This window comes from Sphingobium sp., assembly GCF_035511395.1.
Classification (GTDB): domain Bacteria; phylum Pseudomonadota; class Alphaproteobacteria; order Sphingomonadales; family Sphingomonadaceae; genus Sphingobium.
Window position 1 is genome coordinate 14,638 of sequence record NZ_DATKFP010000350.1, and the last position, 12,880, is coordinate 27,517.

12 protein-coding genes are annotated in these 12,880 nt (G+C 63.8%); 6 read left to right on the plus strand and 6 right to left on the minus strand.

The window, feature by feature from the left end; translation table 11 throughout:
* Positions 1-108: 108 nt before the first annotated feature.
* Both VMR39_RS23860 and VMR39_RS23865 read left to right on the plus strand, forming a co-directional pair.
* A complete protein-coding gene (locus VMR39_RS23860; RefSeq protein WP_325419880.1) occupies positions 109-864 on the plus strand; it encodes a TorF family putative porin in 756 nt (251 codons plus the stop codon).
* Positions 865-981: 117 nt separating this feature from the next.
* Positions 982-1,503 (plus strand): beta-carotene hydroxylase, encoded by a 522-nt coding sequence (locus VMR39_RS23865; protein WP_325419882.1) that lies wholly within the window; start codon positions 982-984, stop codon positions 1,501-1,503.
* Here VMR39_RS23865 and VMR39_RS23870 read toward each other — a convergent pair.
* The 4 genes from VMR39_RS23870 to acs all read right to left on the minus strand — a co-directional run bounded on the left by VMR39_RS23870 (position 1,472) and on the right by acs (position 5,185).
* Positions 1,472-1,969, minus strand: a complete 498-nt coding sequence (locus VMR39_RS23870; RefSeq protein ID WP_325419884.1) for a hypothetical protein — start codon at positions 1,967-1,969, stop codon at positions 1,472-1,474. The two genes, VMR39_RS23865 and VMR39_RS23870, sit on opposite strands and share 32 nt — an antisense overlap.
* 56 nt (positions 1,970-2,025) lie before the next feature.
* Positions 2,026-2,451 carry a SufE family protein gene (locus VMR39_RS23875; RefSeq protein WP_325419886.1) on the minus strand — a complete coding sequence of 142 codons (426 nt, stop codon included), beginning with the start codon at positions 2,449-2,451 and terminating at the stop codon, positions 2,026-2,028.
* Positions 2,452-2,488: 37 nt separating this feature from the next.
* On the minus strand, positions 2,489-3,001 hold the full coding sequence (locus tag VMR39_RS23880; RefSeq protein ID WP_325419888.1) for a cytochrome b: 513 nt from the start codon (positions 2,999-3,001) through the stop codon (positions 2,489-2,491).
* Between the two features lie 240 nt (positions 3,002-3,241).
* Positions 3,242-5,185: an acetate--CoA ligase gene (acs, locus tag VMR39_RS23885; protein ID WP_325419890.1), complete on the minus strand. Its 1,944-nt coding sequence runs from the start codon at positions 5,183-5,185 to the stop codon at positions 3,242-3,244.
* Between the two features lie 184 nt (positions 5,186-5,369).
* On the opposite strand from acs, the gene VMR39_RS23890 reads away from it, so the two are divergent.
* Complete coding sequence (locus VMR39_RS23890; protein WP_325419892.1) at positions 5,370-6,041, plus strand: glutathione S-transferase family protein; 672 nt, start codon at positions 5,370-5,372, stop codon at positions 6,039-6,041.
* A gap of 54 nt (positions 6,042-6,095) precedes the next feature.
* On the opposite strand, the gene VMR39_RS23895 is transcribed toward VMR39_RS23890, so the two are convergent.
* Together VMR39_RS23895 and VMR39_RS23900 are read right to left on the minus strand one after the other, a co-directional pair.
* The gene (locus tag VMR39_RS23895) at positions 6,096-7,256 is read right to left on the minus strand and encodes a GGDEF domain-containing protein (RefSeq protein ID WP_325419894.1); all 1,161 of its coding nucleotides are present in this window, start codon (positions 7,254-7,256) and stop codon (positions 6,096-6,098) included.
* A 70-nt stretch (positions 7,257-7,326) separates the two neighbouring features.
* Positions 7,327-8,208 carry a LysR substrate-binding domain-containing protein gene (locus VMR39_RS23900; protein WP_325419896.1) on the minus strand — a complete coding sequence of 294 codons (882 nt, stop codon included), beginning with the start codon at positions 8,206-8,208 and terminating at the stop codon, positions 7,327-7,329.
* A 335-nt stretch (positions 8,209-8,543) separates the two neighbouring features.
* Here VMR39_RS23900 and VMR39_RS23905 point away from each other — a divergent pair, with 335 nt between their 5' ends.
* The 3 genes from VMR39_RS23905 (at position 8,544) to VMR39_RS23915 (ending at position 12,818) form a co-directional block, all read left to right on the plus strand.
* Positions 8,544-10,829, plus strand: coding sequence for a CDC48 family AAA ATPase (locus tag VMR39_RS23905; RefSeq protein ID WP_325419899.1), 2,286 nt, complete (start codon positions 8,544-8,546; stop codon positions 10,827-10,829).
* Between the two features lie 131 nt (positions 10,830-10,960).
* The gene (locus VMR39_RS23910; RefSeq protein ID WP_325419901.1) at positions 10,961-11,608 is read left to right on the plus strand and encodes a class I SAM-dependent methyltransferase; all 648 of its coding nucleotides are present in this window, start codon (positions 10,961-10,963) and stop codon (positions 11,606-11,608) included.
* Positions 11,609-11,717: 109 nt separating this feature from the next.
* Entirely contained in the window at positions 11,718-12,818 is a 1,101-nt protein-coding gene (locus VMR39_RS23915) for a helix-turn-helix transcriptional regulator (RefSeq protein ID WP_325419903.1), read from the plus strand.
* Positions 12,819-12,880: the final 62 nt, after the last annotated feature.

Sequence of the window (12,880 nt, forward strand, 5' to 3'; positions counted from 1 at the left end):
GGCATTTCCATTCTCGTTGAGGCAGCCAGCCCGTCCCGACCGGGAAGACAGAGGCAGGCGTCTGGACGCAGGCGGGACGATCGCAGAACCACCATCAAGGGGAATCCCATGCGTAAGTCCATCATCGGCCTCTCGGCTGCTCCCATTGTCCTTGGCGCTTTGATGGCGCTGTCGGCGCCTGCGATGGCGCAGGACGAGCCGACTCCCGAAGTCACCGTCACCGGCAATGCGGCCGTCGTCACCGACTATCGCTTCCGCGGCATCTCGCAGACCAACAAGAAGTTCGCGCTTCAGGGCGGCCTCACCGTCTCCCATGCGTCGGGCTTCTACGCATCGGTCTGGGGCAGCTCGATCGACGATTATGTCGCGGCTGGCAGCGATCAGGAACTGGACCTGATCGGCGGCTATTCGACCACGATCGGCGCAGCCACGATCGACGTCGGCGTCCTCTATTATTACTATCCCGGCAATGCGGGCGCGAACACCGACTTCGTCGAACCCTATGCCTCGGTGAAGGGCACGTTCGGCCCCGCCACCGCCAAGCTGACCGTCAATTACGCGCCCAAGGCGAAGGCGCTGACCGTCGGCAACGGCAAGGAGGACAATCTCTACGTCGCGGGCGATCTGTCGGCGTCGATCCCCAACACCCCGCTCGGCGTGTCAGCGCATCTCGGCCACAGCTTCGGCCCCAGCTATCTGACGATCGGCGACGAATATACCGACTGGAATATCGGTGCGACCTATACCTGGAGCCACCTGACCTTCGGCGTTTCCTATGTCGACACCGACAGGTCGCTCTTTTCGCCGGCGGGCCACAATATCAGCAAGGCCGGCGTCGTCGGATCGATCACCGCCTCCTTCTGATCCCTTCGCCTTTCAGAAGGATGGCAGGCCGCGATCTCCCCAGGGAGGTCGCGGCCTTTTCGCATCCTGCGGCTATTACGGGTCGCACCCGCGCCCGCGCGTCCCTATAAAGGCTCCATGTCGCCCATCGCCCTTCTTCTGATCTTCGTCGTTACCGTCGCCGCGATGGAGGGCTTTGCCTATGTCATGCACCGCTGGGTGATGCACGGCCCCGGCTGGTTTCTCCATGCCAGCCACCACCGACCGCGGACCGGATGGTTCGAGGCGAACGACCTGTATTTCGTGATCTTCGCCATGCCGTCCATCCTGCTGCTGCTGGGCGGCGTGCAATGGGGCTGGGGCAACTGGGCGACGGCGTGCGGAGCAGGCATTGCCGCCTATGGTGCCATCTATCTCGGCTTCCACGACATTATCGTCCACCAGCGGGTGAAGCACCGCTATGTCGCCCGCTCACGCTACATGAAGCGTATCGTCCAGGCCCATCGCCTCCACCATGCGGTGGAGACGAAGGAAGGTACGGTCAGCTTCGGCTTCCTGATCGCGCCGCATCCCACAACGCTCAAGCGCGATCTGGCCCGCCGCAACCGGGCGGGCGTCCGCGCACCGGTTATTTCGGCAGATCCAGCCCCGCGACATTGAACTGGAAGGCGGTCTTCTCGTCCTTCGTCCCGGTGATCAGGTCGACCTTCACCGTCTTGGATTTCGCGATCACCTCATAGGCCTTTTGCGACGGCGGAATCTCGATCCCGTCGTCGGTCGTGGTTATCCGGCCCTTCCAAAGCTCCGTCTTGCCATCGTCGCCGGTTGCGCTCACCGAACAGTCGGACAGGTCGCAGCGGAAGGGCGCGCCGACCAGCTTCACCCGCACGATCTTTTCGCCATTGTCCATCGGCTGGATCAGAAGGACGGAAAAGGTGTCGGGCGCGGTCATGGTCTGTACCGCATTGGTGCTGCCGATATAGGCCAGCTTCGCCTTCGCGCCTTCGCCGCCCTCATATTTCCAGACCTGACCGATCTGCTCGCGCTGGGTCGGCCCCTTGTCCTTCTCGCCGGAAGAACAGGCGGCCAGCAGGCCGATCGAGGCCAGGACGATGATGTGACGCATATACTGTCTCCTTGTCGAAGGAGCATAACGCGCCGGCCTTGATCCAGGTTGCAGCGTCAGCCGGCGTAGCGGCCGGCCGTCTCGCGGATCAGGGCGATCATGTTGGGAATGCCCTGGGTGCGGTTGGAACTGAGCTGGTTCTTGAGGTCGAACGGCGCCAGCGCCGCTTCGATATCGGTGGCGCCGATCTCGGCCGGCGCGCGGTCCTGCACCGTCAGCAGCACCAGCGCGATGATGCCCTTGGTAATGGCGGCATTGCTGTCGGCCAGGAAGTGCAGCCGGCCATCCTCCAGCACCGTGGGATAGACCCACACCGCCGCCGAACAGCCGCGCACCAGGGTCGCGTCGGTCTTCAGCGCATCGGGCATCGCCTCCAGCCCGCGACCCAGATCGATCAGCAGGCGATAGCGATCGTCCGCGTCCAGAAATTCATATTCTTCCTGAAGGTCGGCGAGGTTGGGCATGTCGGTCATGCCGCCCATATAGCCCGATCCTTGCGCCGGGAAAGCCCCAAGCCTGTCAGAGCATCCGCCGCAATATATCGTCCTTCAGCAGGAAATGATGGCGCAGCGCCGCGCCGACATGCAGCAGGATCAGCGCGGCCCACAGCCACGGCAGCAATTCGTGTGCCTCATGCGAGATGCCAGCGATCGCATCGCCCTTGGCCACCGCGAATTTGGGCACGTCGAACAGGAAGAACCAGTTCAGCGGTCGCGGCCCCGCCGAGGACATGATCCATCCCGACAGCGGCATGACCAGCATCAGCGCGTAGAAGGTGAAATGGGTGAGGTGCGCCGCACCCTTTTCCCAGACCGGCATGGCGGCGGGCAGGGCAGGGGCCCGATGGGTCAGCCGCCAGACGATCCGAAGGATGGTCAGCGCCAGCACGGTCAACCCGATCGACTTATGCACAGGCATGACTGCCCAATCCCTGGGCAGCGCATCATGCGCGAAGCCGAAGAACAGGTTCGCCAGAATGAGGATGGCGATCGCCCAGTGCAGGGCGCGGGCGACGGACGTGTAACGGGCCATGGGTTCTCCTGTTCGGATGTTTCCCGACAAGCCATGGCCATCCTACCCGATGGCCATCGCTCCTGTGTCAACGGACCGCAGCCGCGCGCGATCCCTCTATGACCGATCGACATTCAGATGATGGCGTGGCGAAAATGATGGATTTTCGCGACCCGGAGCGCAGCGTACTAAAAGTATGTGAGCACCGGAAGCGCGGAAATTCGCCATTTGCAGCCCGTCAGCGCTGAATGCCGATCGGTTCTAACCCTGACGATTGGCGACCAGATTATCCACCACCGACGGGTCGGCCAATGTACTGGTGTCGCCCAGCGCCTGGGCCGATACCTCGCCCTCGGCGATCTTGCGCAGGATGCGGCGCATGATCTTGCCCGACCGGGTCTTGGGCAGGCCCGGCGCGAACTGGATGGCGTCGGGCGTCGCGATCGGGCCGATCTCGGTCCGCACCCATTGCACCAGCGTCTTGCGCAGCGCGTCGTTCGCTTTCTCGCCGCTGTTCAGGGTCACATAGGCATAGATGCCCTGCCCCTTGATATCGTGCGGGAAGCCGACCACCGCCGCCTCGGCGACGCTTTCATGCAGCACAAGCGCGCTTTCGACCTCGGCCGTGCCCATGCGGTGGCCAGACACATTGATGACGTCGTCGACGCGGCCGGTGATCCAGTAATAGCCGTCCGCATCGCGCCGCGCGCCGTCACCCGTCGTATATTTGCCGGGGAAGGTGGTGAAATAGGTCTGGAAGAAACGCTCATGATCGCCCCAGACGGTGCGCATCTGCCCCGGCCAGCTCTGTGCGATCACCAGATTGCCCTCGGTCGCGCCGTCCAGAACATGCCCCTCGCCATCGACGATCTGCGGCACGACGCCGGGCATCGGGAAGGTCGCCGAACCCGGCTTCAGGTCGGTCGCGCCCGGCGTCGGCGCGATCATCGCCGCGCCCGTCTCGGTCTGCCACCAGGTGTCGATGATCGGGCAGCGATCCTCGCCCACGACATGATGATACCAGCGCCATGCCTCCGGATTGATCGGCTCGCCCACCGTGCCCAGCAGGCGCAGCGACTTGCGGCTGGTCGAATGGACGAAATCGTCGCCCTCCTTCATCAGCGCGCGCAGCGCCGTGGGGGCGGTGAAGATGGTCTGCACCTGATGCCGGTCTACCACTTCCCAGATGCGGCTCGGCGTCGGATAATTCGGAACGCCCTCATACATCAGCGTCGTCGCGCCGTTCGCCAGCGGGCCATAGACGATATAGCTGTGCCCCGTGACCCAGCCGATATCGGCCGCGCACCAATAGATGTCGCCCGGCCGATAGTCGAAGCAGAGTTCGTGCGTCAGGCTCGCCCAGAGCAGATAGCCGCCCGTCGTGTGCAGCACGCCCTTGGGCTTGCCGGTCGAGCCGGAGGTATAGAGGATGAACAGCGGGTCTTCCGCATTCATCGGCTCGGGCGCGCAATCGGCATCGACCTTCGCCACTTCCTCATGCAACCACAGGTCGCGCCCGTCCTTCATCGTCACCTCGCCGCCGGTCGCCTTGACGACGATGACCTTCTTCACGCTGGTGCAATGATTGAGCGCGGCGTCGACGTTGACCTTCAGCGGCACCGCCTTGCCGCCACGCCGGCCTTCATCGGCGGTGATGACGATATTCGAATCGCAATCCTGAATGCGGCCCGCCAGCGCATCGGGCGAAAAGCCGCCGAACACGACGCTATGCACCGCACCGATCCGCGCGCAGGCGAGCAGGGCGAAGGCGGCTTCGGGGATCATCGGCAGATAGATGGTGATGCGGTCGCCCTTCCTCGCGCCCGCGCTCTTCAGCACATTGGCGAGGCGACACACCTCCGCATGGACCTGGGCATAGGTATAATGACGCGGCTCGGCGTCCGGCGAATCGGGTTCCCAGATGATCGCGGTCTGGTCGCCCCGTTCCGCCAGATGGCGGTCGATGCAGTTGGTGCTGACATTCAGCACGCCGTCGCTGAACCACTTCACGCCGAAGTCCGCCTCGGCGAAGCTGCTCTCATTGGTGCGGGTCGGCGGCGTCACCCAGTCCAGACGCTGCGCCCGCTCCAGCCAATAGCCATGGGCGTCGTCGATCGAGCGGGCGTAGTCGGCTTCCCGTGCGGCACGGTCCATCAGCGAGCCAGTGGCCCAGTTGTCCGGCACCGGGAAGAAATCGTCAGACATCAGGCATCCTTTCCGTAGCGAAACTGTTTTCGCAGCTCCTTCAATTCTCAACTTAGCGCGATCGGGCGCGAGGTCCATGCCGTTTGACGTCGTTCTTTTGGAGAATATCGCCGAAGCCCGTGCGTCTCATTTCCGCAATTTGCCGCTTTCCCCTTTACGTGGTCGCGCCTAACACGACTCATCTATGTGGCTCCTTTATCAATTCCCGCTTTGCCCCTTTTCCCGCAAGGTCCGGCTGCTGCTGGGCGAGAAGGGGATCGGCTATGATCTGGTGCGCGAATCCCCCTGGGCGATGCGCGACGAGTTTCTCGACCTGAACCCCGCCGGCACGACGCCGGTGATGGTGGATGAGGGACGCGGCATCACCCTGATCGACAGCCAGGCGATGTGCGAATATTTCGAGGAGACGGTGGAGAAGTTCCCGCTCATCTCCGGCACGGCCGCGGGCCGGGCTGAAGTGCGGCGGCTGACCGCCTTCTTCGACCAGAATTTCTACGGCGATGTCGTCGGCCCCCTGCTGCACGAGAGGATGAAGAAGCGGCTGGTCGAGCGTGCATCGCCCGACGCGCGCGTCCTGCGGGAGGCGATGAAGCGCGCCAACGTCCATATGGACTATATGGATTATCTGCTCGACCATCGCAGCTGGATGGCGGGGGGCACCCTCAGCCTTGCCGACATCGCGGCGGCGGCACATCTGTCGGTGGCGGACTATCTGGGCGGCATCGACTGGGCCGGGCACGAGCCGGTGAAGCGCTGGTATGCGGGCTTCAAGTCGCGCCCGTCCTTCCGGCCGCTGCTGTCGGAACGGATGGAAGTGATCACGCCCCCGCCGCATTATGAAAAGCCGGATTTCTAAGGGTCAGTCCCTCCCCTCGCGGGAGGGGCTGGGGTAGGGCTTTCTACCCCATCATCAATCCGTCTCCGCCGCCAGATAGACACGATTGCGGCCATGTTCCTTGGCCAGATAGAGCGCCCGGTCCGCGGCCTTGAGCGCCGCGCGCGGGTCTTCATAGGCCAGCACATTGGCGACGCCGGCGGAAAAGCTCACCCGCTCCATCCGCTCGCCATTGCTGCGGTTGACCAGGCTGCGATTGGCCAGATCCTCGCGCACGCCGTCCACCGCCTCGCAGGTTTCCGCTGCCGTCTTGCCGCGGAACAGCATCACGAACTCCTCGCCGCCATGGCGTGCGACATGACAATGATCGTCCGACACCTTGGACAGCAATCCGGCGACGAACTTCAGCACCCGGTCGCCGGTATCATGGCCATGCGTGTCGTTGATGATCTTGAAATGATCGATGTCGCAGAAGGCGACCGACAGCGGCTCCTGCTGCTCCTGCGCCAGCGCCAGCTCGTCGCGCAGCACGCTCTCGAAGGCGCGACGGTTGGGCAGGCCGGTGAGATGATCATGCTCGGCGGCGCGGCGGGCGCTTTCCAGGCTGGATTTCAGCGCCTGTGTCTGTTTCTGGTTCTCGCGCAGCTGGCCTTCCACCTGCCGCGTCTTTTCCACCATCGAACGGGTCAACCCGACCAGGCGGGACAATATGGATTCGCTGTCGCCGCCGGCGGCCAGATCCTTGGCCTGTTCCTGAAGGGCGGCGCCATAATCCTTCGCCGAATTGCGCGATTCATGCATCAGGCCAGTGACCTGATCCAGATTCTCCTCGACCTTGTCCAGCATCGACGACAGGGATTCGGGGGTGACTTCGTCGGCGCGCTGCTCGGCCGCAATCGCTTCGATGAAGCCGTTGGTGATTGTCCCGCGCTCCATCATCACCGCGCGGACGGCCTTCTCGATGCCGATATTGGCGCCGGTCAGATAATCCAGCGCGACGCTGAAATTGATCGGCGTCAGGTCCAGGTCGTGGGCAAAGAGGAAATCGCCGATATCGGCATAGAGCTGACGGCGGCGATTGACTTCCCGGTTGGCAGCACCGCCTGTGCGCGGTCGCTGCTCGATCTCGGCCTCCTGGTCCTCGTCGGACTTGCCCGACAGTCCCTTGGCCCAGCGCGCCAGACGGTCGGTCAGTCCATGTTGCTGACTTGCGGATGAAGTTGTTGCCCCTGTCATGCCCGCTAAAACGACGCTGGCGAAACAAGGTTAAGGGCGCGCCCACAAAGAATCATGGGCGCCCCTGGCTTCATATGTCGGCCGCGATCAGCCAGTCGCGGAAGATGCGCACCGCTCGCGTTTGCAACGCCCGTGGGCGGCAGACGAAGAAATAGCGATAGGGGCTTTCGACATGGATCGGGAACAGCCGCACCAGCCGTGGATCGTTCGCCTGTTCGAAATGGCTGGTGTGCATCACCGCCACGCCCAGCCCCTGCGCCGCCGCCTCCAGCATCAGCTGGCCCGAATCATAATTGTCGATGGCAAGCGGTTGCAGGTCCGGCAGGCCGGCCGCGTCTTTCCACGCGTCGAACGACAGGGCCATGTCGCGATGGAGCAAAATGGTCTGCTGCGCCAGTTCCTCGGGCGACTTGAGCGCATGTGGCCCTTCGAGCAACTGGCGCCGGCCGATCAGATAGACTTCCTCATGATCCAGCTCATGCGCATAGAGCGCCGAATCGATGTCCTTGGCCATCAGCACGATCGCCGCGTCCAACCCTTCGCCGAGGCGCGCAACGGCGTGGGGTGTCGTTTCGATATCGATATGGAGTTGCGGATGCTGTTGCCGCAGCCGCCCCAGATGGGGGAAGAGTCGCTGGGTCGCGAACAGAGGCATCACCGCCAGCCGCAACCGCAGTTGGTTCCCGCCGCTCTGGATATTTTCCAGCGCCTGACTCAGGGAATCGAGCGCCGGTGCGATATCGTCGAGAAGGCGCTGCCCGTCGACATTGATTTCCAGTGCCTGATGCTTGCGATCGAACAGAGGGCGACCGATGAATCGCTCCAGCGCCTGCACGCGGCGGCTGAGTGCCGGCGTCGACAAGGCGAGTTCTTCGGCGGCGGCCTTGACAGAGCCAAGGCGCGCAACCTGAACAAAGGCCTCCAGGGCCGTAAGGGGCGGCAATCTGCGCATAATATCAAAAGTCCGAAGCCGATCCGCTGCGCCGCGTCAATTGTCTTTATCGAACGGCGCGCATCTCGGTTCCAAGCATCCTCTCCGCAATCATCAGGAAAAAGCCAGAAATGGCAAGGTGCAATTTTTGCAACCTATCGAATTATTTCGCACTTGCAAAAACTTGTGCGGCAGCGCACATAAAACGGGCCTTTCAGGCATCCTCTCCTAAAAACTTTCAGGGCTGGCCTTCGGGCCGGCCCTTTTTTTGTCCCGCCTCATCGTGACGGTGGCTCTTTCCGAACGTGATCGCGTTTCCTATCTCGTTACGCGAACGACAAGGACGGGGATGGCTCGTGGACGATCAGGAAAGAACAGGTCGTAGGATTCAGGTCGCCAATGCGCGGCCGGAGGATGCAGGGCGCGGTCTGGCGCGGCTGCCGCTGTCGGTGATGGCCGAACTTCAGCTCAGCGAAGGTGATGTGGTGGAGATCATCGGCAAGCGGCCGACCCCCGCGCGCGTCGTGCGCCCATATAAGGAAGATGAGGGGCTGGATGTGCTCCGCCTCGACGGTTTGCAGCGCGCCAATGCCGGCGTCGGTTCCGGCGACTTCGTTCAGATCGCGAAAGTGGAGACGCGTGCGGCGCAACGTGTGGTGTTCGCACCTGCACAAAACAATCTGCGGTTACAGGGTAATCCCGACGCGCTGAAACGCGTCTTCTTCCAACGGCCACTGACGTCGGGCGACGTTGTAGCAACGGCCGGGCAACAACAGGTGCCCCCTGGCGACATGCCGCCGCAGCTGCGCCAGATGCTGGCCGCGCCCGCTTACGCGCTCCAGGAAATCCGCCTGATCGTCGTGTCTACCGTGCCCAAGGGCATCGTCCATATCGATGCCGAGACCGAGGTCGAACTGCGCGCCGAATTCGAGGAACCGCGCGAGGCGCGTCGCGCCGACGTCACCTATGACGATGTCGGCGGCATGGCCGACACGATCGACCAGCTGCGAGAAATGGTGGAGTTGCCGCTCCGCTATCCCGAACTGTTCGAACGCCTCGGCGTCGACCCGCCCAAGGGCGTGCTGCTCCACGGCCCGCCGGGGACCGGCAAGACCCGGCTCGCCCGTGCTGTCGCCAATGAATCGGAAGCCGAATTTTTCCTGATCAACGGGCCGGAGATCATGGGGTCGGCCTATGGCGAGTCGGAAAAGAAGCTGCGCGAGATTTTCGAGGAGGCCGCCAAGGCCGCGCCCTCGATCCTCTTCATCGATGAGATCGACTCGATCGCGCCCAAGCGCGGCAATGTGACCGGCGAAACGGAAAAGCGCCTGGTCGCCCAGTTGCTGACGCTGATGGACGGGCTGGAGCCGCGCACCAACCTTGTCGTCATCGCCGCGACCAACCGGCCGGAGGCGATCGACGAGGCGCTGCGTCGTCCGGGCCGCTTCGATCGCGAGATCGTCGTCGGCGTGCCGGACGATCGCGGCCGGCGCGAAATCCTCGGCATCCATACCCGCGGCATGCCGCTCGGCGACCGGGTCGACCTCGCCGAACTGGCGCGCATGACCTATGGCTTCGTCGGTGCCGACCTTGCCGCCCTCACCCGTGAGGCGGCGATCGAGGCAGTGCGCCGCTTCATGCCGCGCCTCAATCTGGAGGAAGGGACGATCCCGCCCGACGTGCTGGAGGAACTCTCCGTCACGCGGGAGGATTTCATGGCCGCGATCAAGCGCGTCCAGCCTTCGGCCATGCGTGAAGTGATGGTGCAGGCGCCCAATATCGGCTGGTCCGATATCGGTGGCCTGGACGATGCGCAGATGCGCCTCAAGGAAGGCGTCGAACTGCCGCTCAAGGATCCGGAGGCCTTTCGCCGCATAGGCATCCGCCCGGCCAAGGGCTTCCTGCTCTACGGCCCGCCCGGCACCGGCAAGACCCTGCTGGCGAAGGCCGTCGCGCGCGAGGCGCAGGCCAATTTCATCGCCACCAAGTCGAGCGACCTCCTGTCCAAATGGTATGGCGAGAGCGAGCAGCAGATCGCCCGTCTCTTCGCCCGCGCGCGGCAGGTGGCGCCAACGGTCATCTTCATCGACGAACTGGACAGCCTAGTCCCTGCGCGCGGCGGCGGGCTGGGTGAGCCGGCGGTGACGGAACGGGTAGTCAACACCATCCTTGCCGAGATGGACGGGCTGGAGGAACTGCAATCGGTGGTGGTGATCGGCGCGACCAACCGGCCGACGCTGGTCGATCCCGCGCTGTTGCGGCCCGGACGCTTCGATGAGCTGATCTACGTGCCCGTCCCCGACCAGGCCGGGCGCAGGCGCATCCTGACGATCCACACCAAGAAGATGCCGCTTGCCGACGATGTCGATCTGGACGTGCTGGCTGAACGGACCGAGCGCTTCACCGGCGCGGACCTCGAAGATCTGTCGCGTCGCGCCGGCCTGCTCGCGCTGCGCCAGTCGCTCCGGGTCGAAGCCGTGACCATGGCCCATTTCGAGGCGGCGCTGGAGGAAACCCGTGCTTCGGTCACGCCGGAGATGGAGCGTGAATATGAGCAGATTCAGGCCACGTTGAAGCAGAGCGCCTTGCAGGTCGATCCGATCGGCTTCGTGTCGCCCGGCATGCTGCGCAAGCGCGACTGATCCGAAGCGTGTGGTCGGTGGATTGAACCCATCTGTCGCCCGCGCGTTTCCGGCACATGGTGCGCAAAGCCGCTTGCCAGCGAGCGGCAATTTTGCGACGCCGAACCGGACAGTCACACAGGCGGAAATTAATGGCCTCCACTCCCTTCAAAGATAAGAAGAAAATAGTTTCGACGCGCGCCGGTGGCGCTTCCTTCCTCAGCCAGTGGGGCATGTTCTTCCGTCAATTCCTGAAGCATCCGGGCATGATCGGCTCGATCATCCCCTCGTCGCAGACGCTGGTGGATGCGATGCTGGATCAGGTCGACTGGCACCGCACCCGCCTGTTCGTGGAATATGGACCGGGTGTCGGCACCTTCACCAACTCGATCCTGGACCGGCTCCATCCCGACGCGACGTTGCTGGCGATCGACCTCAATCTCGATTTCGTCGCCTGGCTCGAAGCCCGGATCGACGATCCGCGCCTGCGTGTCGTTCATGGCTCGGCTGCCGACGTACGCCGCTTCGTGCGGGAAGCGGGCCATCGTCAGGCTGACTATGTCCTGTCGGGCATCCCCTTCTCGACCTTGCCCGCTGGCGTCGGCGAAGCGATCTGCGCCGAAACCCGCACTGCCCTGCGGCCGGGCGGCGAGTTCCTGATCTATCAATATTCCCGCTATGTCCGTCGTCTGGTCGACCCGGTGTTCGGCGACGTCAGCGATCGACTCGAATGGCGCAACATCCCGCCCTGCCGCACAGTGCGCGCGGTGAAGGAAGATATTCTCGCCCAGGCGGCCTGATTTCCTGATCCAGATCAGCCTTATGGTCGATTCTCGCCACTGATCCCGCTCTCCGATTGACTCGGCCTCGCGCTTGCACGAGCGGTGGATGGGGGCAGGGGAAACGGCGATGGCATCATTGGCCATGAAGAATGACGCGTGGGCGGACATGTTCCTGTCCGCCGCGCTGGAACCGCATCTATGGGGCGATGCGATCCAGGCCATGGCGCGCGCCACCGGGTCGCGCCATGGGCAGATGATCGGCTTCGGGCCGGGGGCGACCTCCTTCAACTGGATCAGCGACATTGACGAGAGCATCGTCAGGCGGACGGCTTCCATCGACCAGAACGCGCCGGACCTCAATTTTCGCGTCGCTGCCGATCGGCTCCCCGGACGACCCGACATCGTGCATGAGGCGCACTACGACATTGCCCGTAAAGGCCTGCGCGCCGATGACTATCTCGACCTCTGTTCCGACTTCGACATTTTCGACGGCTGCCAGACCAAGCTGGTGGGCGATAGCACATCGATGATCGGCCTCGCCCTGTTGCGCGACAGCAAGGACGGCCGCACCCTTGAAGAAGAGCGGGACATCTTCGCCGCCATCGCCGGCCATGCCCGCATGGCCGTGCGCCTGCAAAGAGCGGTCGAGCAGCAAGGCTTCGCCCTGTTGTCGGGCACTTTTGAATCGATGGATCGCGCCTGTTGGCTGCTCGATGCCACCGGCCGCATCGGCGGCACGACCCCGCGCGCGGAAGCGCTGCTCTCCTCCAGCCGCATCCGCATCGTCGACGGCTGGCTTGCCAGCGACCGGACGGACGAAAGTCGCGCCATGCTGCGGTCGGTGCGCAGCGTCCTCGAACGGCCCGACCAGCCGGCCGATCCGGTTCCGCTGGCGGATGAGGATGGCGGAGTCGCCATCATGCTGGAATTTCATCCCCTGCCGGTACGCCTCTGGTCGCTGCCCTTCGCCCCGCGCGCGATCGCGATCGCGCGGGTCGGCGCCCCCACCGACCGGCATGTGCAACTGCTGATGCGCAGCTTCCGCCTGACACCGGCGGAGGCGGACATCGCGATCCGGCTGGCGTCGGGCCAGACGAGGCCCGAAATCGCGGCGGCGCGCGGCGTCTCCGTGGAAACGCTCAAGGTTCAGCTGCGCAGCGTCTACGAAAAAACCGGCTGCAACCGCGAATCTCAACTGGTCCGGCTGATTGGCCTCCTCAGCCATTGATCTCGTCCCTTCGGACGGGGGTAGGGTTAACCCAAATCAAGGATATCCGGTCAGAATTTTTT